General features: G+C 67.9%; 23 protein-coding genes and 1 riboswitch. Of the genes, 10 read left to right on the top strand and 13 right to left on the bottom strand.

What is annotated here, in order from left to right:
* Positions 1-3: 3 nt before the first annotated feature.
* Positions 4-218, bottom strand: a riboswitch (cyclic di-AMP (ydaO/yuaA leader).
* A gap of 150 nt (positions 219-368) precedes the next feature.
* A complete protein-coding gene (locus AC1DXI_RS10360; RefSeq protein WP_476938528.1) occupies positions 369-1,064 on the bottom strand; it encodes an iron-dependent transcriptional repressor DtxR in 696 nt (231 codons plus the stop codon).
* A gap of 346 nt (positions 1,065-1,410) precedes the next feature.
* Between AC1DXI_RS10360 and serC the strand changes: the two genes are divergently transcribed.
* Positions 1,411-2,541, top strand: coding sequence for a phosphoserine transaminase (serC, locus tag AC1DXI_RS10355; protein ID WP_476938527.1), 1,131 nt, complete (start codon positions 1,411-1,413; stop codon positions 2,539-2,541).
* 61 nt (positions 2,542-2,602) lie between these two features.
* On the opposite strand, the gene AC1DXI_RS10350 is transcribed toward serC, so the two are convergent.
* The 3 genes from AC1DXI_RS10350 to AC1DXI_RS10340 are packed head-to-tail and all read right to left on the bottom strand — an operon-like array spanning position 2,603 to position 4,952.
* Positions 2,603-3,922 (bottom strand): MFS transporter, encoded by a 1,320-nt coding sequence (locus AC1DXI_RS10350; protein WP_476938526.1) that lies wholly within the window; start codon positions 3,920-3,922, stop codon positions 2,603-2,605.
* Positions 3,923-3,966: 44 nt separating this feature from the next.
* Positions 3,967-4,560 carry a DUF3027 domain-containing protein gene (locus AC1DXI_RS10345; RefSeq protein WP_476938525.1) on the bottom strand — a complete coding sequence of 198 codons (594 nt, stop codon included), beginning with the start codon at positions 4,558-4,560 and terminating at the stop codon, positions 3,967-3,969.
* 8 nt (positions 4,561-4,568) lie between these two features.
* Complete coding sequence (locus tag AC1DXI_RS10340; RefSeq protein WP_018776003.1) at positions 4,569-4,952, bottom strand: cold-shock protein; 384 nt, start codon at positions 4,950-4,952, stop codon at positions 4,569-4,571.
* Between the two features lie 177 nt (positions 4,953-5,129).
* Here AC1DXI_RS10340 and AC1DXI_RS10335 point away from each other — a divergent pair, with 177 nt between their 5' ends.
* The 6 genes from AC1DXI_RS10335 (at position 5,130) to AC1DXI_RS10310 (ending at position 12,220) form a co-directional block, all read left to right on the top strand.
* On the top strand, positions 5,130-5,363 hold the full coding sequence (locus AC1DXI_RS10335) for a hypothetical protein (protein WP_476938524.1): 234 nt from the start codon (positions 5,130-5,132) through the stop codon (positions 5,361-5,363).
* Positions 5,364-5,373: 10 nt separating this feature from the next.
* Entirely contained in the window at positions 5,374-7,866 is a 2,493-nt protein-coding gene (locus AC1DXI_RS10330) for a helicase-associated domain-containing protein (RefSeq protein ID WP_476938523.1), read from the top strand.
* Complete coding sequence (locus AC1DXI_RS10325; RefSeq protein ID WP_026538907.1) at positions 7,863-9,509, top strand: DNA repair helicase XPB; 1,647 nt, start codon at positions 7,863-7,865, stop codon at positions 9,507-9,509. Before AC1DXI_RS10330 ends, AC1DXI_RS10325 begins: the two co-directional genes overlap by 4 nt.
* Positions 9,510-9,585: 76 nt before the next feature.
* Complete coding sequence (locus AC1DXI_RS10320; RefSeq protein ID WP_018775770.1) at positions 9,586-10,296, top strand: response regulator transcription factor; 711 nt, start codon at positions 9,586-9,588, stop codon at positions 10,294-10,296.
* A gap of 2 nt (positions 10,297-10,298) precedes the next feature.
* Positions 10,299-11,765 carry a sensor histidine kinase gene (locus AC1DXI_RS10315; RefSeq protein ID WP_476938522.1) on the top strand — a complete coding sequence of 489 codons (1,467 nt, stop codon included), beginning with the start codon at positions 10,299-10,301 and terminating at the stop codon, positions 11,763-11,765.
* Between the two features lie 167 nt (positions 11,766-11,932).
* Positions 11,933-12,220: a WXG100 family type VII secretion target gene (locus tag AC1DXI_RS10310; protein ID WP_026538909.1), complete on the top strand. Its 288-nt coding sequence runs from the start codon at positions 11,933-11,935 to the stop codon at positions 12,218-12,220.
* A gap of 13 nt (positions 12,221-12,233) precedes the next feature.
* On the opposite strand, the gene AC1DXI_RS10305 is transcribed toward AC1DXI_RS10310, so the two are convergent.
* The 6 genes from AC1DXI_RS10305 to AC1DXI_RS10280 all read right to left on the bottom strand — a co-directional run bounded on the left by AC1DXI_RS10305 (position 12,234) and on the right by AC1DXI_RS10280 (position 18,122).
* Positions 12,234-13,289, bottom strand: coding sequence for an RNase H family protein (locus AC1DXI_RS10305; RefSeq protein ID WP_476938521.1), 1,056 nt, complete (start codon positions 13,287-13,289; stop codon positions 12,234-12,236).
* Between the two features lie 135 nt (positions 13,290-13,424).
* Positions 13,425-15,062: a chaperonin GroEL gene (gene groL, locus AC1DXI_RS10300; protein WP_079555368.1), complete on the bottom strand. Its 1,638-nt coding sequence runs from the start codon at positions 15,060-15,062 to the stop codon at positions 13,425-13,427.
* A gap of 295 nt (positions 15,063-15,357) precedes the next feature.
* Positions 15,358-16,626, bottom strand: a complete 1,269-nt coding sequence (locus tag AC1DXI_RS10295; RefSeq protein ID WP_476938616.1) for an ABC transporter substrate-binding protein — start codon at positions 16,624-16,626, stop codon at positions 15,358-15,360.
* A 59-nt stretch (positions 16,627-16,685) separates the two neighbouring features.
* The gene (locus tag AC1DXI_RS10290) at positions 16,686-16,889 is read right to left on the bottom strand and encodes a cold-shock protein (protein ID WP_026266832.1); all 204 of its coding nucleotides are present in this window, start codon (positions 16,887-16,889) and stop codon (positions 16,686-16,688) included.
* Between the two features lie 159 nt (positions 16,890-17,048).
* Positions 17,049-17,687 (bottom strand): LytR C-terminal domain-containing protein, encoded by a 639-nt coding sequence (locus AC1DXI_RS10285; protein ID WP_026266833.1) that lies wholly within the window; start codon positions 17,685-17,687, stop codon positions 17,049-17,051.
* Positions 17,688-17,780: 93 nt separating this feature from the next.
* Positions 17,781-18,122, bottom strand: coding sequence for a DUF3263 domain-containing protein (locus AC1DXI_RS10280; protein WP_476938520.1), 342 nt, complete (start codon positions 18,120-18,122; stop codon positions 17,781-17,783).
* Positions 18,123-18,237: 115 nt separating this feature from the next.
* Here AC1DXI_RS10280 and AC1DXI_RS10275 point away from each other — a divergent pair, with 115 nt between their 5' ends.
* Positions 18,238-19,035, top strand: a complete 798-nt coding sequence (locus AC1DXI_RS10275; protein WP_476938519.1) for a uracil-DNA glycosylase — start codon at positions 18,238-18,240, stop codon at positions 19,033-19,035.
* Positions 19,036-19,086: 51 nt separating this feature from the next.
* Positions 19,087-19,926, top strand: coding sequence for a siderophore-interacting protein (locus AC1DXI_RS10270; protein WP_476938518.1), 840 nt, complete (start codon positions 19,087-19,089; stop codon positions 19,924-19,926).
* A gap of 53 nt (positions 19,927-19,979) precedes the next feature.
* Here the strand turns inward: AC1DXI_RS10270 and AC1DXI_RS10265 are convergent, their stop codons facing one another.
* Positions 19,980-21,476 (bottom strand): threonine/serine exporter family protein, encoded by a 1,497-nt coding sequence (locus tag AC1DXI_RS10265; protein WP_026538915.1) that lies wholly within the window; start codon positions 21,474-21,476, stop codon positions 19,980-19,982.
* 49 nt (positions 21,477-21,525) lie between these two features.
* Positions 21,526-22,599, bottom strand: a complete 1,074-nt coding sequence (locus AC1DXI_RS10260; RefSeq protein ID WP_476938517.1) for a lipid II:glycine glycyltransferase FemX — start codon at positions 22,597-22,599, stop codon at positions 21,526-21,528.
* A gap of 114 nt (positions 22,600-22,713) precedes the next feature.
* Between AC1DXI_RS10260 and AC1DXI_RS10255 the strand changes: the two genes are divergently transcribed.
* Entirely contained in the window at positions 22,714-23,283 is a 570-nt protein-coding gene (locus AC1DXI_RS10255) for a TspO/MBR family protein (protein WP_476938516.1), read from the top strand.
* 90 nt (positions 23,284-23,373) lie between these two features.
* Here the strand turns inward: AC1DXI_RS10255 and AC1DXI_RS10250 are convergent.
* Positions 23,374-23,524, bottom strand: a 151-nt coding sequence (locus tag AC1DXI_RS10250; protein ID WP_476938615.1) for an L-serine ammonia-lyase, iron-sulfur-dependent, subunit alpha, incomplete at its 5' end; no start/stop codon positions are given.

Raw genomic sequence — 23,524 nt, 5'->3', positions numbered from 1 at the left:
AACGGTTCCTCTCTGGATGGCCTGCGGAGTTAGCTGTCGGATTCGGGTCAGAGAGATCAAAGACCCGGTCCGCCGTTGCAAGCAGCCAGGCACAGAGGCATCCCCATGGGATCCTTCGGTGGAAGCTGCTTGCCGCTGACGGACTTCACCCCAAGGCTGCCGAAGTAGCAGCCGAAAGTGGTTCCCCCGCCCCTGCCAGGAGGTGGTTCTGCGACTGATCCGCTGGCAGGGTTCGGCTTCGGATCAGGTAACGCTTTGGTATCGGTACTGGCCACTAACTATAGGTGATTAAGCCGCCCGGTAATAAATCCGTAATCGCAATTGTGCACAACTCATGGGTCGTCCCATGACCGGCGCGGAGTGGCTGGTCAGGCGACTGTTACAAAGACGTGCGCGGCAACCTCGGGCGGCAGCTCCAGGGCACCTTCGATATCGGGCACGCGGACCGAGATGTACTCCCCCACCCGCTCCAGCGAGACCAGCGCGCCTGGCCTGATTCCGCCCTCATCGAGCTGGGCCAGAAGCTCCGGCTCCACCTGGATCGGCTCCGCGAGCCGGTTGACCGTAACCCGGGAGCCCACACCGTAGCCGGCCATGGCCTCCAGCAGGTTCACGGCCCTGTCCACGGGGGCGCCGTTGGGCACGCCGCCAAGATCCGCAAGCCCTGGAATAGGGTTTCCGTAGGGCGATACTGTCGGGTGGTTGAGCATCTCAAAGATTCTGCGCTCGACGCGTTCGCTCATGACATGCTCCCAGCGGCACGCTTCCTCATGGACGTAGGCCCAGTCGAGCCCGATCACGTCCGCGAGGAGGCGTTCGGCCAGACGGTGCTTGCGCATGACGCCGATTGCGCGTTTCCGTCCGGTTTCCGTCAGCTCAAGGTGCCGGTCGCCGGAAACAACCACCAGCCCGTCGCGCTCCATCCGGCCGATGGTCTGGGACACAGTGGGGCCGGAGTGGCGGAGCCGTTCGGCGATGCGGGCGCGGAGGGCAACGATGTTTTCTTCTTCAAGTTCCAGAATGGTCCGAAGATACATCTCCGTGGTATCGATCAGATCCGTCATTCAGCTCAGCTCCTCGAGCGCAGTCCTAGCGTCATTCCCACCGTACCGCGTGCGGGCTGCATGCAGGATGCGCCCTGGCGGGAACCGCCGTACGTTCGCATGCCAGCCTAGCCTATTTTGAATTACTCCGGATAATCTTTCGATCGGCCTGGAGCTATTGTCCCAGCCCCAGCCGGCCAGCCGTCCCCGGGTGTCTCAATGACCGGACTATGACAGGCCTTTTTCCGTATCGCCGGGAGCTGTCAGGCAAAATAAAACAGGCAGAATGAAAAGGGGTGTCCGTGGTAGCCATCCCTGCCCGCCACCTCCCAGCCACGCTACGAACCAGCCGAAAATTGGAGCCACTGTGAGCGACACCAGCATCACGATCCCCGCCAACCTCCTGCCCAAGGACGGACGGTTCGGCGCCGGCCCGTCGAAAGTCCGGCCGGAACAGATGGACGCCCTGGCCGCGGCCTCGTCGAAGCTGTTGGGGACCTCGCACCGCCAGGCACCCGTGAAAAACCTGGTCKGCTCGGTCCGCAACGGCCTCAGCGAATTCTTCCGGGCACCGGAAGGCTATGAAGTGGTGCTGGGCGTCGGCGGATCCACCGCGTTCTGGGACATTGCCAGCTTCGGGCTCGTGGAGAACAAGGCGCAGCACCTGTCCTTCGGCGAGTTCGGCTCAAAGTTCGCCTCCGCCACCAACAAGGCACCCTTCCTTGCCGAGTCCTCCATCATCAAGGCCGAACCCGGCACCCGCCCCACCGCCCGGGCGGAGGCCGGCGTCGACGTCTACGCGTGGCCGCAGAACGAGACGTCAACCGGCGTTGCCGCACCCGTCCAGCGCGTGGCCGGCGCCGACGAGGGCTCGCTGGTGCTGGTGGACGCGACCTCGGCCGCGGGCGGGCTGGACGTGGACGTGGCGGAGTCGGACGTGTACTACTTTGCGCCGCAGAAGAACTTCGCGTCCGACGGCGGCCTGTGGCTGGGCCTGTTCTCCCCGGCGGCGCTGGAGCGGGCGGCACGGATCAAGGCCGGCGGCCGCTGGATCCCGGACTTCCTGGACCTCCAGACGGCGATCGACAATTCCCGGCTGAACCAGACCTACAACACCCCCGCGCTGGCCACCCTGGTGACGCTCGATGCCCAGGTGCAGTGGCTCAACGCCAACGGCGGCCTGGACTTCGCCGCCGGCCGGACCGCGGACTCTGCCGGCCGCATCTACCGCTGGGCCGAGGCGTCCGGATACGCCACGCCGTTCGTGGCCAAGGCTGAGGACCGTTCCAACGTGATCGCCACGATCGACTTCGACGAATCGATCGACGCCTCGGCCATCGCCAAGGTGCTCCGCGCCAACGGCGTCGTCGATACCGAGCCGTACCGCAAGCTGGGCCGAAACCAGCTGCGCATAGCCACCTTCGTGGCGATCGAGCCCGACGATGTCTCGGCACTGCTCGAGTGCATCGATTTTGTCGTGGCGGAACTGAAGAAGTAGCCCTGCGTCCGGCGTCGTCACGGCTCCACAGAACCCAAACCGTGACGACGCCGTCGTCGTTTCAGGCCCGCGCGCCCGGCTGTGCCTCCGGCCGCGCGTCCAGGCCGGCACCGGCCGTGCCGGTCCCGCTTTCGACGCGGAAGTACCGTAGCCCGCGGGCGCGGCGGTTGAAGTGGATCCGCAGGTGCTTCGCGCGGATGATCCACACCAGCCCGATCAGGGCCGCCAGCAGGCCTGCGCCGGCCGCGACCGCCATGGACCAGCGGGGGCCCGCGGTGTTTGCCACCCAGCCGACGAGCGGGGCACCAAGGGGAGTTCCGCCCATGAAGATCGCCATGTAGAGGGCCATCACCCGGCCCCGCATTACGGGCTCTGTGGTGGTCTGGACGTACCCGTTGGCGCTGGTCATCATGGTGATCGCGAACAGCCCCACGGGCACAAGTGCGACCCCGTACCAGAAGTAGCTCGGGGCCATCGCTGCGATGCCCGAGGTCACGCCGAAGGCGGCGGCCGCCCCGAAAATGACCCGCAGCCGCGGCTTGCCGCGGCCGGCGGACAACAGGGCCCCGGCGACGGAACCGATGGCCATGATCGAATTCATCAAGCCGAAGGCCCCCGCGTCGAGCCCGAATTCCGTCCCCACCATGGCCGCGATGAACAGGGCGAAATTCAGCCCCAGGGTTCCCACGATGAAGACCGCCACCAGCACCACGACCAGGTCCGGACGGTACCTCACATAGCGCAGCCCCTCCCGGATCCTGCCCTTGCCCGCAGGTGCACGCGGCAGCCGGCGCAGCGACGACGACGGGATTTTCGCCAGGCTGAGCAACAGGGGCACGAAGGTGAGTGTATTGAGGAGGAAGACCCAGCCGGGCCCGACGGCGGCCGTGAGCACGCCGGCGACGGCCGGGCCGATCATCCGGGCAACGTTGAAGGACGCGCTGTTCAGGGCCACCGCATTGGGCAGGTAGTCGTCCTGGACCAGCTCCGAGACGAAGGTCTGCCGGACGGGGGCGTCCAAGGCCGAGACCACCCCGAGCATCAGGGCGAACGCGTAGACGTGCCAGAGCTGCGCCGCGCCCGTGACCACCAGGATGCCCAGCCCCGCGCTCAGCAGCGCCATGGCTGACTGGGTCAGCACCAGGAGCCGCTTGCGGTTGAACCGATCTGCGACCAGCCCGGCCACGGGTGCCAGGAAGAGCTGCGGACCCAACTGCAGGGCCATCGTGATCCCCACCGCCCCGGCATCGTGCGCCGTCAGGTGGGCGAACACCAGCCAGTCCTGGGCGGTGCGCTGCATCCAGGTGCCAACGTTGGAAATAAGGGCGCCGACGAACCAGATCCGGTAGTTCAGGATGTGCAGGGATTTGAACGTGGACATCAGCCCCAGCCCTCCCCAGACACGCTCCCGGACGCTTCCAACCGCTAGTCGGCCTCGCCCGCGGAGCGTTCCCGCTCGTCGTCGTTCGACTCGTCGTCGTTCATCGCGTCGGCGTCGATCGCGTCGGCGTCGGCAGCATCCTGCTGGTCGGCGTCGGACACCTGAGACGGCGTCTCGGAACCGGACGGCGTCTCGGCGGCCTCGTCAGCCTGCGCGTCTTCCGGGCGGACCCGCTCGGCCCACGGAACCCAGGCCGGCGCCAGGATGGAGTCCTCGGAAGGCAGGAGGCCGAGTTCGTCCACCGTGACCACTTTGGACCGCGAGTTGCGTGTCAGCACGGCGTACCACTGCCAGCCGCCGTAGCCGGGCAGCCTGGATTCGAAGAGGTGGGTCACCAGGCGGTCGCCCTCGCTGCGGGCACCGATGTGCTCGCCGATCTGCTCGGCGGGGGCAATGCCCTCCACTGCGGCGCGGGCGACGTCGACGGCGGCGGCCAGGAAAGCGTCAGGCTTGCCGGTGCGCCAGACGGGCACGCCGGCGCGCGGGCGGATTCCCTGCTTGGAGCCGGTTGCTTTGGCCCCGGCGGGCGCTGTGGATCCGGCATCCGGCGCCGGCAACTGATCAGGTTCCTGAGTCATCAAAAGCCTTATACGTCCAGCTCGTCGGCAACCTTACGGAGGGCCGCTGCGATCGCCTTGCCCTTGTTGCCTTCCGGGTACTTGCCCGCGGACAGGGTTCCGGACAGGTTGTCCAGCACGCTGACGAGGTCCTGGACCAACGGGGCAAGGTCCCTGGCACTGGGCCGCTTTGCCTTGGCGATGGACGGCGTCTTGTCCAGCACGCGCAGGCCCAGGGCCTGGGCACCCTTGCGCCCGTCGGCTACACCAAATTCAACACGCGTGCCGGCCTTGAGCTCCGTGATGCCTTCGGGCAGCGCGGACTTGGGCAGGAAGACTTCCTGGCCGTCCTCGCCCGCGAGGAATCCGAAGCCTTTTTCCTTGTCATACCACTTGACCTTGCCGGTAGGCACGTAATCAACCTTCTTCGTTCTGCGGGGACACGGCCGGCGGTCACCGCATCCGCATGGATACGCGGGTTCAGGGTATGACTGCCCGGACCGTGTTGGTCTGTATCTCCAAGGTTATCCTGCCTGGTTCACTTTAGCGGCTTGAGGCGCGGGCGATGCCGGACTGTTAGCGTTGCCCCCATGACACTGACGCGTTACCGGCGGCCCCTGATGATCGTAGCGGCCACCCTTGCTGTGCTGTCCCTGGTTGCCGTCGCCGCTGTCATGGCCATGGCCTTCAACAATGCCGTGGCGCCCGCCTGGATTACCTCGACGGCCCTCTACGGCCTCCCGGTGGCCTTCCTGCTCATGCTGGCGCTCGTTGTGGACGCGGTGGCAGCACGGCGCCGCCCGCGCGGGCCCGGCGAAAGGTAACGTTGGAGCGATGTCCCTCATCCGCGCGCTCAGCAAGGAACTTCAGGCACGAAGCGACGAATCGTTGCGGGCCCTGTTCTCCGCGCGGCCGGACCTGATTTCTCCGGGCGTTCCGGACTTCGCCGCGCTCGCCGCCCGTGCCAGCGGACGGGTCAGCGTGCAGCGGGCACTCGAACGGCTCAACCGCCCGCAGATGCAGGTCCTGGAAACCCTGCACCTGTGCACCAACGCCGATACCGGGCACAGCGCGTCGGCGGCGATGCTGAAGAAACTGATCAACGGCTCCTCGGTTGCCGCCGTCGACCGGATCCTCCATTCCCTGCAGGAACTGGCCCTCGTCCACCGCGCCGATCCGCCGCACGGCGCGACTCCCGCCGCCGCCAAACAGCGCCACTACCTTCCGGTCGGCAGCCTCAAGGACGTGATCGGCATTTACCCTGCGGGGCTGGGACGCAGCTACACCGAACTCGTGCGGCTCCAGCCCGCTTTTGCACAGCGCGTGGTGCAGCTGGTGGGGGAACTGCACCGCGGCGGGGCGACCGTCTCCCCCGCCACGACGCCGATGGAAGCCGCCCTGTCCCTGCAGCACTGGACGGCAACACCCGAATCGCTCCAGCAAATCCTGGCCACCGCACCGGATCGGACCGCCGCCCTTCTGGCCCGCTTCGGGAACTGGGCCATGGGCGCCGTTCCGCAGGCACAGCGCCGGGCGTCCGTGCTGCACGAAAGCGCCGACGTCGGCCCCGTGGACTGGCTGCTGGCGCGCGGGCTGCTGGTACCGCTGGACGCCGCCCACGTCGAACTGCCGCACAGCGTCGGAGTCTCGCTGCGCGGCGGGTATGTCATCGAGAACTTTTCGCTCGCGCCGCCCGTCCCCCGGCTGGGCCACACAAGTGCGGGGCTGCGCCGGAACGCCGCGTTGGGCGCTATCGCCGAGACGCTGCGGCTCGTGGGCGAAGTGCTCTACACCGTGCGCGAACAGCCGCTGGCGACGCTGCGCAGCGGGGGCGTCGGGGTCCGGGAGATGAAGCGGCTGGCGGATTCGCTGCGGATGGACGTGCACGAGGCCGGCGTCCTCGCGGAGCTCTGCGGAATGGCCGGTCTGCTGCGGCTGGACGTCGACAGTTCTGCGTGGGTGCAGCCGCCGCAGCTGGAGTGGCTGTCGCTGCCGCGCCAGGAGCAGTGGCTGTGGCTGGTCAACGCCTGGCTGGCCAGCGAGCGCGCGCCGTCCCTCGTGGGCCAGCCGGTGAATGCCGCCGCGCCGGGCCCGGCCGGGCACCGGGGCCCGGCCGGGACCACCATCAATGCGCTCTCTGCCGAGGCGCAGCGGCCGGACGCCCCGGTGATCCGCAAAAGGGTCCTGGAAATCCTGCACGAACTCACCCTCGAGGCCGCGGCGCCCGACGGGCAGGCCCCCGTCCTCGATGCCGCCGCCGTGCTGGAGCGTGCCGAGTGGACGCAGCCCCGGATGGCCAGGCGCTTCAGCTCGCTGATCCGCGGCATCCTCGCGGAGGCCGAGATGCTCGGCCTGATCGGCTCCGGGGCGCTGAGCCAGCTGGGCGCCGCGATCGCCGCCGAGCAGCCGGATGATGCCCTGGGGATCCTGGGCGAACACCTGCCGGCGGCCCTGCAGCATGTGTTGCTGCAGGCGGACCTGACGGCGGTGGCGCCGGGCTACCTCGACCCCGAACTGAGCGAACGGCTCCTGACCATGGCCACGGCCGAAGGGCAGGGACCGGCCACCATCTACCGGTTCTCCGTCACCTCCGTGCGCCGGGCCCTCGACACCGGCCAGGACGCCGCGGCGATGCTGGACTTCCTGCGCCAGCATTCGGCCACCGCCATCCCGCAGCCCCTCCAGTACCTCATCGAAGACACCGCCGCGCGCCATTCCCGGCTCCGGGTGGGGGCCGCAGCCAGCTTCGTCCAGAGCGAGGACGAGGCCGCCCTGCTGGAGCTGCTCCATGCCCCGGCCGCCGCCGGCCTCGGGCTGGTGCGCATCGCGCCCACAGTGGTCGTCTCCCACGCCGCTCCCCGGGAAACCGCCCAGGTCCTCCGGGGCCTGGGTCTCGCCCCCGTCCTGGAGGAAGCTGTCTCCGGCGTCGTCCGGCTGCGCCGCAGCACCCCCGCGCCCGGCAGCGGCCGGCCGGTCTACACCGCCCCGCGGACCGCTCCGCCGGAGGCCGACATCGAGGCCCAACTGGCCGTGCTGCGCGCCAACGGGTCCCGGGCGCCCGGCTCCGGCGCCCACCCGCCGGCGGCCCCGGGCAGCGAGGAGGCGACCCAGCTGGGGCTCGAGACCCTGTTGAAGGCGATCCGCCTCAGGCAGCGGGTCATCATGAACGTCGTGGACGGCATGGGGAATGCCACCCGCGAGACGGTTGTTCCGGTAGCTGTGAATGGCGGGCGGGTGCGGGTGTTCGATCCGGCCAAGGAGATCGAGCGGGTCCTGTCCATCCACCGGATTATCGACGTAGAAGCTACAGAGGAATTGTTCCAGTGAATGACGGGCCCCTGATCGTCCAGAGTGACAAGACCATCCTGCTGGAGGTCGACCACGAACTCGCAACGGAGGCCCGGCACGCCATCGCGGCGTTCGCCGAGCTGGAACGGGCCCCCGAGCATGTGCACAGCTACCGGTTAACGCCGCTGGGGCTCTGGAATGCCCGGGCGGCCGGGCTGGACGCCGAAAAGGTGCTGGACACCCTGCTCACGTACTCCCGGTTCCCCGTGCCCCACTCCCTGCTGATCGACATCGAAGAGACCATGTCCCGGTACGGCCGGCTCCGGCTGGAGAAGGACCCGCAGCACGGCCTGGTCATGCGCACCTCCGACTACCCGGTGCTCGAAGAAGTCAGCCGCGCCAAGAAGATCGCCCCGCTGCTCGGGCCACGGATCGACGGCGAGACGGTGGTGGTGCATTCCTCCCAGCGCGGCCAGCTCAAGCAGCTGCTGCTCAAGCTGGGTTGGCCGGCGGAGGACCTGGCCGGCTACGTGGACGGCACCCCACACCCCATCATGCTCAACGAATCGGGCTGGAAGCTGCGGCCCTACCAGCAACTGGCCGCGGAGAACTTCTGGGCCGGCGGCAGCGGCGTCGTCGTCCTTCCCTGCGGTGCCGGCAAGACGCTGGTCGGGGCGGCCGCCATGGCCACCAGCTCCACCACCACGCTGATCCTGGTGACCAACACTGTCGCCGCGCGGCAGTGGAAGGACGAACTGCTCAAACGCACGTCGCTGACCGAGGAGGAGATCGGCGAGTACTCCGGCTCCGTCAAGGAAGTCCGGCCGGTCACGATCGCCACCTACCAGGTCCTGACCACGAAGCGCGGCGGACTGTACCCGCACCTGGAGCTCGTGGACGGCAACGATTGGGGCCTGATCATCTACGACGAGGTCCACCTGTTGCCCGCGCCGATCTTCCGGATGACGGCAGACCTGCAGGCCCGCCGCCGGCTCGGGCTGACCGCCACGTTGGTGCGGGAGGACGGCCGGGAGGGCGAGGTCTTCAGCCTGATCGGTCCGAAACGCTACGACGCGCCGTGGAAGGACATCGAGGCCCAGGGCTACATCGCCCCGGCAGATTGCGTGGAAGTCCGGGTGGACCTGCCCCGCGACGAACGGGTGGCCTATGCCATGGCCGAGGACGCCGACAAATACCGCCTGTGTGCCACCTCCGAGACGAAGACCCGGGTGGTCGAAGAACTCGTCGCCGAACACGCCGGGGAGCAGCTCCTGGTGATCGGGCAGTACATCGACCAGCTCGACGAGATCGGCGAGCGCCTGGGCGCGCCGGTGATCAAGGGCGACACGTCGGTGAAGGAACGCCAGCGGCTCTTCGACGCCTTCCGCGCCGGCGAGGTGCAGACCCTGGTGGTGTCCAAGGTCGCCAATTTCTCCATCGACCTGCCCGAGGCGTCGGTCGCGATCCAGGTGTCCGGTTCGTTCGGTTCCCGCCAGGAGGAGGCCCAGCGCCTGGGCCGGCTGCTGCGCCCGAAGAAGGACGGCCGCTCCGCCCGGTTCTACTCGCTCGTGGCCCGGGACACCCTGGACCAGGATTTCGCCGCGAAGCGGCAGCGGTTCCTCGCCGAGCAGGGCTACGCCTACCGGATCATGGACGCCAAGGACGTCGGCACCGCGGGCTAGGCGGGTGCGGGGCGCGGCCATGCAACACACAACTTCCATTCAGAAAACTCCCAGAGTCTGGGAGCATCATGGGAACATGAAGAAGAACGGTCCCGAAGCCAAGCTGCTCGTCGTCGATGACGAACCGAACATCCGCGAGCTGCTCTCCACGTCCCTGCGCTTCGCTGGTTTCGAAGTCGTCTCGGCCGGCAGCGGACGCGAGGCCCTGGCTGCTGCTGAGTTGCACTCCCCCGATCTGGCGGTGCTGGACGTCATGCTGCCGGACATGGACGGCTTCACCGTCACCCGCCGCCTGCGCGCCGCTGGCAAGCACTTCCCCGTCCTGTTCCTCACGGCCAAGGACGACACCGAAGACAAAGTCACCGGCTTGACCGTGGGCGGGGACGATTACGTCACCAAGCCGTTCAGCCTCGACGAGGTGGTGGCCCGCATCCGCGCCGTACTCCGGCGCACGCAGCCCCAGGTCGACGACGACGCCGTGATCCGGGTCGATGACCTCCAGCTCGACGACGACGCCCACGAGGTCCGCCGCGGCGGCACCGTGATCGAGCTCTCGCCCACGGAATTCAAGCTCCTGCGCTACCTCATGCTCAATCCGAACCGGGTCCTGTCCAAAGCCCAGATCCTCGACCATGTGTGGGAGTACGACTTCAACGGCGACGCCTCGATCGTGGAGTCCTACATCTCCTACCTGCGCCGCAAAGTGGATATCGATCCCGATGCCCCGGCACTGATCCAGACCAAGCGCGGCGTCGGCTACGTCCTGCGGACTGCCGAGAAGCGCTGACCTTGCTGTACCGCTGGAAATCGGCGTCGCTGCGCTCGCAGCTCGTGGCCATCATGATGGCACTCATGCTGGTGGCCCTCACGGCCACCGGGGCGGGCACACTGACGCTGCTGCACAGCTTCCTGCAGGGCCAGGTGGATGACAAGCTCCGGGCCGCCGTCGAATCCGCGCGCCAGCAGCAGTCCTTCAGCCAGCTGCAGGAGACCAACTCCACCGTCCCCACCGACTACTCGCTGATGCTCTTCAGCCCCGGTCTTCCGCCCTACACATTCGGCGGCGACAAGGAATCCCACCCCGCCATCAGCACCTTTTCCTCGGTCGAGGCCCGGGAACGCCAGCAGATGCCCTTCCAGGTCCGCGGATCAGAGGGCGGCAACTGGCGGGTCGTGGCCGTCAGCGTGGTGGACAACAACAACCGCGGTGCCGTCGTCGTGATCGGGCTGCCGCTGGACCCCGTGGACTCGGTGATGGAACATGCGGCCCTGGTGGTGGTGGGTGTGGGCCTGCTGACGCTCGTGCTGGCGTTCTTCATCGCCACGTGGACCGTCTCGCGGTCCTTCCGGCCGCTGGCCCGGGTGGAGAAGACGGCCGCCGCGATCGCCGCGGGAGACCTGTCCCAGCGTGTGGAAGTGGAGAACCCGGGCACGGAAGTGGGCCGGCTCGGGAGCTCGCTCAACGCCATGCTCGCGCACATTGAGACCGCCTTCGCCGCCCGGATGGCGTCCGAGGCGCGGATGCGGCGCTTCGCCGCCGACGCCTCGCACGAACTGCGCACTCCGCTGGTGACCATCCGCGGGTTTTCCGAGCTGTACCGACATGGGGCGCTGTCCACTCCGGAAGACGTGGCCACGGCGATGGGGCGGATCGAAAGCGAAGCCAAACGCATGGGAGCCATGGTGGAAGACCTGCTGCTGCTGGCCAGGATCGATGAACAGCGCCCGTTGCAGCAGAAACCCGCGGACCTGCTGCTGCTGGCCAACGACGCCGTGGTGGACACCCAGGCCAGCGACCGCAGCCGCACCATCACCCTCACCGGACTTGACGGCGAGGCCCCCGTCGCCGCCCCGGTGCTGGGCGATGAAGCCAAACTGCGCCAGGTGGTCAGCAACCTGGTCGGCAATGCCCTGCGCTACACGCCGGAGGGCACCCCGGTCGAAATTGGCGTCGGGGTCCGGACCGCGCCGGACGGAACACGGCAGTCCGTGATCGAGGTCCGGGACCACGGACCGGGCGTCCCCGATGAGGAGGCGGCCCGGATTTTCGAGCGCTTCTACCGGGCCGACACCTCCCGGACCAGGGAGACCGGCGGCAGCGGACTTGGCCTGGCGATCGTGGCCGCCATCGTCGGCTCGCATTCCGGATCCGTGCGGGTCGGAAAGACCGACGGCGGCGGTGCCACGCTGGTGGTCAGCATCCCGTTCCTGAACGAAGACGCCACGGAACGGTCTACAGCAGACTTATCCACATAGGAGCCGACGGCGGTGTCCGGCCGGCGCGCCGCCCGCCTACGCTCGACGTGTCCGGAAGATCCGGACGAGGCAGCCGCCCCGCCAGCTCTCACGGCAGGCCCACCGCTGACGGTCACCGTGCTCCGCCGGGCCACGGCCGCCTCCCGAACATTTCGAGAGGCATTTCCATGAGCATCATCTCCGTCGATACGGAACTCCTCCAGCTGAAGTCTGCCAACGTGCAGGCCACGGTGGAGCGGATCAGCGCGGACGTCCACGCCATGAAACGGGGACTGGACGAGCTCCAGGGCAGCTGGCGGGGCTCCGCGGCGACCAATTTCCAAACCCTGGTGGCCGAGTGGACGCTGACCCAGGGCAGGGTCGAGGCTTCCCTGGCGTCCATCAACCTGGCACTGAATTCCGCTGCCGCCACCTATGCGCAGGCGGAACTGGGCAACGCGCAGCGCTTCACGTGAGCCGCACGCGCCCTCAGGCCTCGGGTGTGCCCTGGTGGAAGCGCAGACGCCATTGCGCGCCTTCAAGGACCCACAGGGAGCTGCGCAGGGCTGATCCCTCGCGCGTGTGGCTGCGGTACGTCAAGAGTATGGTCTTCTCACCCACCCGGTCCGCGCCCAGCAACTCCAGCTCCACGGCTCCGCCCGGGTTGTCCTCGAGTGACATCATCATGGCGTCGCGGGTCCAGATCCGGCCGGAGCTGCCGATTTCGGTGAAATCCGGATGGAGCAGGACACCCGCGCGGCCCAGGTCCGCCCGGGTTTCGGGGCGGAGCAGTTCCCGTTCGAGGGACTCGACGACGGCTTCGGCGCTGGCCTTCGCCAGGTCCACGGCCGGTTCTTCTTCGAGTTCGCTGAACAGGTCCGGCTCGTCGTAGGTTCCTGGCGCGCCAAAGAGTTCCTGCTGGCCGGAAGGCGCCGGGGTTGCCTGCGGCCGGGTCGCGGCCTGCGGGGCGGCGGCCTGTGGTGCGGGGGTCTTGGCGGCCTGCGCGGCCGGTGCGGCCTGCTGGGCTGCCGCCGGCTCCGTGGAGGCCGGCTGGCCTGCCGGCTGCGTCCCGCCCTGCTGCGGCTCGAACCCGGGGCCCTGCCGGACGGCGACGCCCTGCTGGTAAGCCGTGGCCGCTGCCCGGGCGCGGACGTCTGCCGCCTCGTTGAGCTCGTGTCCCGCGTGGCCCCGCACCCATTCGAAGGTGTACTTGCGGCCCACGAGCGCCTGGTCGATGTCCTTGAGGAGGTCCACGTTCAGCACCGGCTTGCCGTCGGCTTTGCGCCAGCCCTTGCGTTTCCAGCCGGGCATCCATTTGGTCACGGCGTTGATGACGTACTGGCTGTCGCAGAGGATCAGCAGGTCTTCCCCGGGCATGTGCGCCGTTGCCCGGAACAGGTCCAGCACCGCCATCAGTTCGCCCTGGTTGTTCGTGCCGTGGGGCCATCCGCCGGCCCGCCAGCAGTCGTCGTTTACGTACCAGGCCCAGCCGGCCGGGCCAGGATTTCCTAAGGCCGAACCGTCGGCCGCTGCTGTAATCGTCACTGACCTATCCTGCCAGAACCCGCCGACGCCCAACGACGCTCCCTTGGACGGGGACCGCGCTTAACGGGCAACGGCGGCCCCACCCGAAGGTGGGACCGCCGTCGTCGAACAGCCGGTGATGGCTGGCGCGGGTGGTTAGAAACCGCCCATGCCGCCCATGCCGCCCATGTCGTCGCCGCCGCCCATCGGGGCGCCGCCCTTTTCGGGCTTGTCGGCTACAACGGCCTCGGTGGTGAGGAACAGGCCGGCGATGGAAGCCGCGTTCTGCAGGGCAGAGCGGGTTACCTTGACCGGGTCGTTGATGCCGGCGGCCAGCAGGTCGACGTACTCGCCGGTGGCGGCGTTGAGGCCGTGGCCTGCGGGCAGGCCGCGGACCTTGTCCACGACGACGCCGGGCTCGAGGCCGGCGTTGAAGGCGATCTGCTTCAGCGGGGCGTCGATGGCAACGCGGACGATGTTCGCGCCCGTTGCTTCGTCACCGGAGAGCTGCAGGTTCGCGAATGCCTTGGCGCCGGCCTGGATCAGGGCAACGCCACCGCCGGCGACGATGCCCTCTTCGACAGCAGCCTTGGCGTTGCGGACGGCGTCCTCAATGCGGTGCTTGCGTTCCTTGAGCTCGACCTCGGTTGCGGCGCCGGCCTTGATGACTGCAACGCCGCCGGCCAGCTTGGCCAGGCGCTCCTGCAGCTTCTCGCGGTCGTAGTCGGAATCGGAGTTCTCGATCTCGGCGCGGATCTGGGACACGCGGCCGGCGATCTGGTCGGCGTCGCCTGCACCTTCGACGATCGTGGTCTCGTCCTTGGTGACAACAACCTTGCGGGCCTTGCCAAGGAGTTCGAGTCCGGCGGTCTCAAGCTTGAGGCCGACTTCCTCGGAGATGACCTGGCCACCGGTGAGGATGGCGATGTCGGCCAGCTGCGCCTTGCGGCGGTCGCCGAAGCCCGGAGCCTTGACGGCGACGGACTTGAAGGTGCCGCGGATCTTGTTGACGATCAGGGTGGCCAAGGCCTCGCCCTCGATGTCTTCGGCAATGATCAGCAGCGGCTTGTTGGACTGCATGACCTTTTCCAGGACAGCAACCAGTTCCTTGACGTTGGAGATCTTGGAGTTGACGATCAGGATGTACGGATCCTCAAGGACCGTTTCCTGGCGCTCGGCGTCGGTGACGAAGTAGGCGGAGATGTAGCCCTTGTCGAAGCGCATGCCTTCGGTCAGCTCCAGCTCGAGGCCGAACGTGTTCGACTCCTCGACCGTGATGACGCCTTCCTTGCCGACCTTGTCGAGGGCTTCGGCGATCAGGGCGCCGATCTCGTTGTCGCCGGCGGAGATGGACGCGGTGGCGGCGATCTCTTCCTTGGTCTCGATTTCCTTGGCGGAGGCCAGGAGCTCGACGGTGACGGCGTCAACAGCCTTCTCGATGCCGCGCTTGAGGGACAGCGGGTCAGCGCCGGCCGCGACGTTGCGCAGGCCTTCCTTGACCAGGGCCTGTGCCAGCACGGTTGCCGTGGTGGTGCCGTCGCCTGCGACGTCATCCGTCTTCTTGGCAACTTCCTTGACCAGCTCGGCGCCGATCTTCTCGTAAGGATCGTCCAGCTCGATCTCCTTGGCGATGGAAACACCATCGTTGGTGATCGTGGGGGCGCCCCACTTCTTTTCGAGGACGACGTTGCGTCCCCGCGGGCCGAGGGTGACCTTGACGGCGTCGGCGAGGATGTTCAGGCCCCGCTCAAGACCGCGGCGTGCCTCTTCATCAAATGCAATGATCTTGGCCATAACGGCAGTAGTCCTTTCGGGACAGTCGTTAAGAATGAACCTTCGCTGTGGTGCCCGCGACGGACGATCCCTACCCCGCGGCCTCTGTATGCCGCCGGGTCCGGGATCTCACCCCAGCAAGGTGTTTCTTTAGCTCCTGGACCGGCTGCCCCACTTCGCGGCCGGACGGACCGGGCGTCGTGTTAGCAGTCAGTGCGCTGGAGTGCTAACACAATAATTAGCACTCCCCCGGGGAGAGTGCAAGCAGTACCCGGCCGGAACCGCACGCCACGCGGGCACAATACGCTACGAGCGATCAGCCGCCGCTGCTGCTCGCGGCTTCCGTGCCGCTCACCGTGGGCAGGTTGTCCTCGCCGTAGGTGGAGACCATGTAGTTCGCTTCGGTGATGTCGCCGTGGGAATCAAAGTTGATCCGTCCGGACTGGCCGTCATAGTCCGGCCGCTGGCCCGCCCGGAGGACGCCGATGCAGTCCTGGTAGCTGGTGCACGACTTGCCGGGCGGCTGGCTGCCGGCCGCGCCGGGTCCGCCGGCTGCCGGGGCGCCGCCGGAGGCCGCGACGAGGGACGCCGCGATGGAGGTTCCGGCGTCGTCCTCTGCGGCGGCGGCGGCGACGGCGGCCAGGACGACGGCGTCGTACGTCTCGGCGGCAAACACCATGTCCTTCAGCCCGGGATCAACGGCCACGAGGTCAGCCTGGAAGGTGGCGGAGGGGAACACGCCGGGCAGGATCCCGCGTGCGCCCTCGAGCGCCCGGGCGCCCAGGCCGGAGCCATACTTGTTGACTGCTCCGTCGCTGAGGACCAGTTTCTTGCCGGCGAGGCCGGCGTTGTTCAGCTCGGCGATGGCGCCCTGTGCGCCGTCGCGCGAGGCCAGGACGACGGCATCGGGGTTGGCGGCCTTCGCGGCGGCGGCAGCCTGCTGCGCCTGGCCGGGAGTGAACTCCGCGTCGGCCACGACTTCCAGTCCGGACTGTTTCGCCGCACCGCCGACGGCGGCGGCGACGTCTTTGCCGTAGTCGCCTTCCTCGTGGACCACCGCCACGGTCTTGGCGCCGCCGTCTTTGACCAGCTTGGCGAGGACGGATGCCTGGGCGATGTCGGCCGCCGAGGTGCGGAAATAGTAGCCGCCGCTCTTGTAGTCGCTGAGCGCGGCGGCGGTGTTGGCCGGGGAGATGACAGCTACTTTGGCGTTGGCCAGCACGTCGATGGCGGCCGGGGCACGGCTGGAATCGGTCGGGCCGATCACGACGTCGGCCTTGGCGGCAACCAGCGCTTTCGCCTGGGCGGCAGTGTCCGTGCTGATGGTTTCCGGCAGCAGCTCCACCGGTTTGCCTTTGTGTCCGCCGGCAGCGTTGATCTCCTTGACGGCAAGTTTGGCCGCTGCGAACTGCGAGGCGTTGAGGAAGTTCTGCTTGCCCGTGTTGTCCAGGATCAGGCCGATGCGCAGTGTGCCGTCACCGCTCGCGTCGGCGCTGGCCACACGGGCACTGCCCGCCGGGCCCAGGCAGCCCGTCAGGGCCAGGGCCGCTACTGTGGCCGCCGCCAGGGCGCGGCCCAGCGGCAAAGTTCCTCCGGGGCGCCTCGCCGCGTTCAGCGGGGCGTTCGTGACGGGAGCCAGTGCCACTAGGCGGGCCGGACGCTTTCAGCCTGCGGGCCCTTTTCGCCCTCGCCGACTTCCAGTTCCACCCGCTGGCCCTCGTCCAGGGCGCGGTAGCCTTCCCCGACGATCGCGGACCAGTGCACGAAGACGTCGTTCTCGGAACCGTCCACGGTGATGAAGCCGTAGCCCTTTTCGGCGTTGAACCATTTGACGGTTCCCAGTGCCATGGTGTCCACACTTTCAGCTAGCTTGCGTGCGGCCCACCTCGATGTGCGCCGCGGACTGCGAAGAGAAATCCGCAGATACTGTACCCACAGCGTCCCCCAGGAACGCCGGCGGCGGGCAGGGCCGCCGCCTAATAGTTATTCAGGCGTAACCGGATTTGGCTACTGGTAGCCCGGTCCGAGCACGACGACAAGGGGCATGTTGAACTCGGCGGAGTCCACGAGGGTGTCGATGCCGAGGAGGGTTCCGAGTGCCTCCGCGTTGTCTTTCTGCTCGACGCCGCTGTAGAAGATCACCGACGTCTGCTGCGGGACACCGCCCCAGTTGCCTGCCTCGCCCAGGACCCAGCCGTCGGAGGTGACGGTGCCGCCGACCCGGGTGGCCAGGCCAGCCGTGGTGGTCGCGTTGTAGACCGTCACCGGCTGCGTCTTGTCCACGGCGGCGGCTGTGGCGCTGGGCGTCGCTGAAGGCGATGCCGCCGGCGCCGCGGCGGATTCCGTGCCGGCCGGCTCCGGGCTCGTCGGCGCGGGGCTGGGGCTCACGGGGCTCGAGGCGGACGCGCTGCTGCCGGCAGAGGCGGACGCGCTGTCTCCGGCGGTCACGGCCGCGGCCTGGCCTGCGGAGAAGCCGAGCTTCGGCAGGATCAGGAAGGCCACCAGGCCGATCGCCAGGGCTACGCAGCCGGCTGCCAAGATGGGCGCCAGGCTCCGGCGCCGTGATGCTGCGACGGCCCGGTGGACTCCCTGCCGGGTAGAGGTCTCCGGGACCCGATCAAATTCATCCCGAGCGTATTTGGTCATGGTAAAACGACGTCCTTGCTGATTTCATACGGGGTGCCCGAGGCCGGAACGGACGCAACAGGACGTGCGCATCCGGCTGCTCGTGACGCGACTTTACGAATCTGTTCCCAGACGCCGGGCAGTGCGGGCACGTTGGCGTGATGTACGTAGTCTACGCAATCTCTTGACCAGCATGGGATCGTGGGCCAGCGCATCCTCGGTATCGATGAGGGCATTGAGGATCTGGTAGTAGTGCGTGGCGGACAGATCGAACAGCTCGCGGATGGCCTGTTCCTTGGCTCCCGCGTACTTCCACCATTGCCGCTCCAAGGCCAGCATCTGTTGGTCGCGGGCGCTCAGCGCAGACTCCGTGGACACCCCGTCCAGGCCCGCGCCGGCGGTGGGGAAGACGGCAGAATCCCCCGCGAGCACGTACTCTTGCGCTGTTTCGGCCACGACACACTCCCTGGCTGGATCCGGTAAAAAGTCAGTCCCCATGCTACGGCCGAATGACAGGGTTGTCATTCGGGCTGGCGCCGAAAGGGACGGCAGCTGGGGAAGAATGGGGGCTGTGTTTGATTCCGAGTTTGACTCCGCCAGTGAACCCGACGCTTTGTTCGAGCTGGAGCCCGCAGCCGCCGACGCCCTGAGCTTCGCGGACCTGGCGCGCCGGCCGCTGGACGCACTGGTTGCTCCGGACTGGGCGGAGCCGCTGGCGCCGGTGGAGGCGCAGTTGCGCGAAGCCCTCGCCTTTGTCGCGGGCGAAGTGGCCGCCGGGCATGGAGTACTGCCATCGCCGGCGAACCTGCTGCGGGCTTTCCGGCAGCCGCTGGCCGGAGTCCGGGTGCTGGTGGTGGGCCAGGACCCGTATCCGACGCCGGGGCACGCCGTGGGGCTATCCTTCGCCGTGGACGGCGCCACCCGGCCGATCCCCCGCAGCCTGGCAAACATCTACAAGGAACTCCAGGCCGATCTCGGCTTCCCCCCGCGCGTCCACGGGGACCTCAGCCGCTGGGCGGAGCAGGGCGTACTGCTGCTCAACAGGGTGCTCAGCGTCCGTGCCGGGGCGGCGGGCTCGCACCGGAACAAGGGCTGGGAGGCCGTCACGGCGGCGGCCATCCGGGCAGTCGCCGACCGCGCGTCCGCCTCTGGTACGGGCCATGCCCCACTGGTGGCGATCCTGTGGGGGAAGGATGCCGAGTCGGTGCGGCCGTTGCTGGGGTCCGCCGCCGTGATCACCAGTGCCCACCCCAGCCCGCTCTCGGCCTCACGGGGCTTCTTCGGGTCCCGGCCGTTCAGCCGGGCCAACGCCCTGCTGCTGGAACAGGGCAATGGGACGGTCGACTGGGAACTGCCGCCGCTGCCGTAACAGGCCTCCGCGCAAAGCTCCCGGCGGGGGTTCTTGGTTAGGCTTAGCTGCATGACATCCGTCCCCGCAGCCACCACCGCCACCCGGAATTCGCGCCCCCAGACCGACCTGACGGTCCTGCGCAGGGTGCAGCTCTCCCCGCACATGGTCCGGATTATCGCCGGCGGCCCTGGCTTCGCCGGGTTCGTCAACAACGACTACGTGGACCGGTACGTCAAGATCGTGTTTCCGCAACCCGGCGTCGAATACCCGGAACCGCTGGACCTGTGGGCCATCCGGGAAACCATGCCGCGCAGTCAGTGGCCGCACACCCGGACCTATACGGTTCGCTGGGTGGACGCGGCGGCGCAGGAGCTGGCCATTGACTTTGTGATCCACGGCGACGAGGGCCTCGCCGGCCCCTGGGCGGCCTCAGCCCAGCCCGGCGATCGCCTGACTTTCACCGGCCCGGGCGGCGGGTACAACCCGGATCCGGGCGCGGACTGGTACCTGTTCGCCGGCGATGAATCAGCGTTGCCGGCCATCGGCGCCGCGATCGAATTCCTGCCGGAGGATGCCCGCGGCCTGGCCCTGCTCGAAGTGGACAGCGACGCCGACGTCCAGGCCATCGCCGGCCCGGCCGGCGTCGAACTGCGCTGGCTGCTGCGCGGCGGCGCCCCCGCCGGCGAGAGCGGACTGCTGGTCACGGCAGTACGCGACGCCGAGTGGCCCGAGGGCCGGGTGCAGGTCTTTGCCCATGGCGAGCGGGGCTACATGAAGGGCCTGCGGGACGTCTTCTACGTGCAGCGCGGGCTGGAGCGGGCCCAGGTGTCCCTCTCGGGCTACTGGGCCAAGGGCCGGGTGGAGGACGACTTCCAGGCGGAGAAGAAGCTCCCCATCGGGACGATTTAGCAGCGCAAGATCTGAGCGGCAACATCTAAGCCGCAACATCTAAGCCCCAAGAGCTAGCGGCGGCGGGCCCGGCGCCGTTCGTTGCTCGCCAGGCTCCGAGTCAGGGGCCGCGCCAGGGTGTCGCCGAGCACGATGCCGGCTGCGACACCGAGCACGATCGCCCCGGCGTTGAGCATCCCGCCGGCGCCCATGAGAATCTCCGATTCCTCGATGGTCAATACATACATGGACCGGAATATAGTGAGCCCGGGGAGCAGGATCAGGGCGGCGGGGACGGCCACCACCAGCTGCGGGGCGCCCATCCGGAGGGCCACGACGCGGGCCAGCAGGCCGATCACCACGGCGGCGAGGGCGGGGGCAAAGCGGGACCCGATGCCCAGGGCGTCGCCGCCGATGAGGACCAGATAGCCCACCACCCCCACGGCCGCCGTCGGCAGCAGCAGCTTCCAGCTGGTCTGTTCCGTGATGCCGATCATCAGCACCGCAATGGCGATCAGGATGACGATCACCCACAAGTCATACTTGGGCGGGAATGTCTTGGTGACGTCTATGGGGTCCATGCCGGTCATGTCCCCCACGACGAACCCGACGGCGATGCCGGCAACCAGCGCCCCGAAAGTCAGCATGGTGGACAAGAACCGGCCGGCCGCCGTGACAGGGAAGCCGTTGATCGCATCCTGCACCGAGGACACGAGGCGTCCTGTCGGCAGGAGCAGCAGGATCCCGCCGACCACCACGATCTCGGGGGCAATCTGCACCCCCAGCGGGCTGCCGAACCGCCACAGCAGCAGGGCGATGATGGTCACCAGGAACGAACACGAGGCAGTGATGAAGAAGTCCGGCGTACGCCAGCGGCCCAGCTGACGGGCCAGCAGGCTGACCAGCAGGTTGGAGAGGAACGCGACGATTGAGGCGCCCAGTCCGCCGCCCAGGACGCCGACGAAGACGGCGGAGAACACGCCGAAGGCCACGGTGACCATCCACCGCGGGAACGGCTTGGCGCTGCGGGTGATGTCCTCGAGCCGGCGCACGGCTTCCTCACGGCCGACGCCGCCCGCCACAATGTCCGTCACCAGCTGGTGCACTTGCGAGAGGCCCGCGTAGTTGTTGGTCCAGGACCGCACCACGCGCAGCAGTGAGATGGGCGTCTGGTCCTTCGGGGCATAGTTGATGGCCACCGACTGGTTGGTGATGTCCACCTCGATGTTCTTGAGCCCAAGCGCTGCAGTGATGGCGATGATGCTGGTCTCGACTTCGAGGGCGCCGGCCCCGTACCGGAACATGGATTCGGCCAGCTTCAGGGCGAAGTCGATGGTCTTGCGGGCCGCGGCGTCCACCCCGCCAACCTGGATCATCGGGTTGGCGTAGGGGCTGCCCGCGAGCCGGTCGACAATGCTCATCGGCGCAGTGGGCGGGTTTTCGCCCTGGACCAGGCGGCGCAACATCCTCTTGGCGGCGGCATTCTGGCGCACCTGCATGGCCGACATTGGCTGGGTCCGGGGCAGGCCGTCCGTGGGTGGCCTGCGGTGGCCGTCGTTTCCGTTGTTCATTCCGGCCTCCTCACTGTCCTTGGCTGACCTTGATTGTTTTTGGATCGGTTTAGTAAAACTGCTGGCCCGTGCGCCGGGTGTAGACCTGGCGTGCCACGCGCTCCCCCGCCGCCATCCAGGCCTTGTACTTCAGCGGGCTCAGGACCTGGTCATAGCAGCCGACAAAGTCGGTCACCGTCTTGCTGAAGCTGGTTTTGAAAAGCCCCAGCCCATGGAACGGGTTCGACGTGTCCTTGAGCTTGTCGCTCGGCGGTGTGCCGCAGAAGTCGTATTCGGTGCAGCCGAGGTCCTTAACCTGGTTGATCGCGGTCCACTGCACGAGGTGCGAGTCACCGTACTGGCCACGTTTCTGCAGGGAGCCGCCGTCCTTGTACGTTCCCTTGCGGCCGTAGTTGATGACGAACGCGCCCACCGAGGGCACGCCGTTTTCGTACACGAAGAGCAGCCTGCCCTGGTCCCGGGCCAGGAAGTTGGTCCAGAACTGGCGGTAGTACTCGTACTCGCGCACCCGGACCTGGGACTTGGCTTCCACCGTGGTGGTCATCAGGGCATACATGGCCCGGAAGTTCTCTTCCGTGGGCTCGACATTGTGGACTTCCACGCCCTCGCGGATGGCGCGGCGCACGGCGTTGCGGCCCCGGGAGTGCAGGTTGCGCAGCAGCTGGTTTTCCTCGGGCGCAATATCGAGCAGCGCCGTGGAGTCGTTCGGCTGCAGGTTGTGGGTCTTGACCAGGCCGGCCCTCTCAAGGATCCGCGCGGCCTCGTCGGACAAGACAACATCCGGTTCGATCTTGATCGCGAAGACGCCCAGCTTGGCCCGTTTGACGAAGTCCGCGTTCGCCGCGACGATCCCGGGAATGTCCTCGACGGACGCCACGTCGGGCCCCTTGATCAGGTACCAGAGCTTGCCAAGGACCGGAAACGACTTCTCCAGGACCAGGTTGTAGCTCGTGTAATCGGCCGACTCGTACACCAGGTGCAAGGGCTTCCAGCCAAAGTGCTGCTTGACCTCGGCGAAGGCTTCCGATTGCAGGAGATTGCCGCCGTTGGGGTTCGCGGTGACGTGGGCATCCCAGTTGGCAATCTCTTCGGCAGAGGCAAAGCGGGCAGTGAATTCTCGCAAGGGTGCGGTATCCAATCATTGCGGTACGAGCTTCGGCGGCATGCGGACATGCAGCCCCAAGTCTATCGGTCCGCACCCTGCCGCCGGGCCGGGCCAGGCGGTTACGCTGGTCTCATGCAGGCTCAGCAACAACCGCTGGAAGGACGTCCCGGGGCGCCCGGCGGCCACTCTAAGGACGTCGGAAGCGGCGCGGGCAGCGGCTTCTCCCAGGTGGTCGCGCTGCTGCTGTTCCTCGGCGCGTCGGCGCTCTTTGCGGGCCTCGGCGGCCTGGCCACGGCCAACCACGTCAACGGCTGGTACGCGACCGCGGACAAGGCCCCTTGGTCCCCGCCGAACTGGGTTTTCGGGCCCGTCTGGACGGTACTGTACGCCGCCATGGCCGTTGCGGCGTGGCTCGTCTGGCGCAGCCGCGCCCCGGGGTCCAAAGCGGCCCTGACAGCCTACGGCGTGCAGTTGGGGCTGAACCTGCTCTGGACGCCGGTCTTCTTTGCCCTGTATCCGGCTCTAGGGACGACGGCGCTGTGGATCGCGTTCGGGATCATCGTGGCTTTGGCCGTGGCCGTGGCCGTGACGGTGGTGCTCTTCGGGCCGATCAGCCGGACGGCAGGACTGCTGATGCTGCCCTACCTGTCGTGGATCGTGTACGCGTCCTCGCTGAACCTCTGGGCGGCGCTGCACAACTAGCTCCTGTACAGCTGGGGGCTGTACAACTAGCGCCTGCGCAGCTGGGGCAGAGTCCGGCCACGTCAGCCCCAGCCGGCCGGGGCCAGCTTCCTAGCACTCCACGACGTTGACGGCGAGGCCGCCCATTGCGGTTTCCTTGTACTTGGAGCTCATGTCCTTGCCGGTTTCGCGCATGGTCACGATGACCTCGTCCAGGGAGACCCGGTGCGTGCCGTCGCCCCACAGCGCCATCTTGGCGGCG

This window comes from Arthrobacter sp. P1_H7, from assembly GCF_056405215.1.
The sequence above is the reverse complement of the archived record's forward strand: the minus strand, read 5'-3'. Positions and strand labels throughout refer to the sequence as shown.

Coding starts and splice junctions, on each gene's coding strand:
- AC1DXI_RS10360 (WP_476938528.1), bottom strand. CDS start 1,064: ATGACGGATCTGATCGATACCACGGAGATGTATCTTCGGACCATTCTG.
- AC1DXI_RS10350 (WP_476938526.1), bottom strand. CDS start 3,922: ATGTCCACGTTCAAATCCCTGCACATCCTGAACTACCGGATCTGGTTC.
- AC1DXI_RS10345 (WP_476938525.1), bottom strand. CDS start 4,560: ATGACTCAGGAACCTGATCAGTTGCCGGCGCCGGATGCCGGATCCACA.
- AC1DXI_RS10335 (WP_476938524.1), top strand. CDS start 5,130: ATGACACTGACGCGTTACCGGCGGCCCCTGATGATCGTAGCGGCCACC.
- AC1DXI_RS10330 (WP_476938523.1), top strand. CDS start 5,374: ATGTCCCTCATCCGCGCGCTCAGCAAGGAACTTCAGGCACGAAGCGAC.
- AC1DXI_RS10320 (WP_018775770.1), top strand. CDS start 9,586: ATGAAGAAGAACGGTCCCGAAGCCAAGCTGCTCGTCGTCGATGACGAA.
- AC1DXI_RS10310 (WP_026538909.1), top strand. CDS start 11,933: ATGAGCATCATCTCCGTCGATACGGAACTCCTCCAGCTGAAGTCTGCC.
- groL (WP_079555368.1), bottom strand. CDS start 15,062: ATGGCCAAGATCATTGCATTTGATGAAGAGGCACGCCGCGGTCTTGAG.
- AC1DXI_RS10290 (WP_026266832.1), bottom strand. CDS start 16,889: ATGGCACTGGGAACCGTCAAATGGTTCAACGCCGAAAAGGGCTACGGC.
- AC1DXI_RS10285 (WP_026266833.1), bottom strand. CDS start 17,687: ATGACCAAATACGCTCGGGATGAATTTGATCGGGTCCCGGAGACCTCT.
- AC1DXI_RS10270 (WP_476938518.1), top strand. CDS start 19,087: ATGACATCCGTCCCCGCAGCCACCACCGCCACCCGGAATTCGCGCCCC.
- AC1DXI_RS10265 (WP_026538915.1), bottom strand. CDS start 21,476: ATGAACAACGGAAACGACGGCCACCGCAGGCCACCCACGGACGGCCTG.
- AC1DXI_RS10255 (WP_476938516.1), top strand. CDS start 22,714: ATGCAGGCTCAGCAACAACCGCTGGAAGGACGTCCCGGGGCGCCCGGC.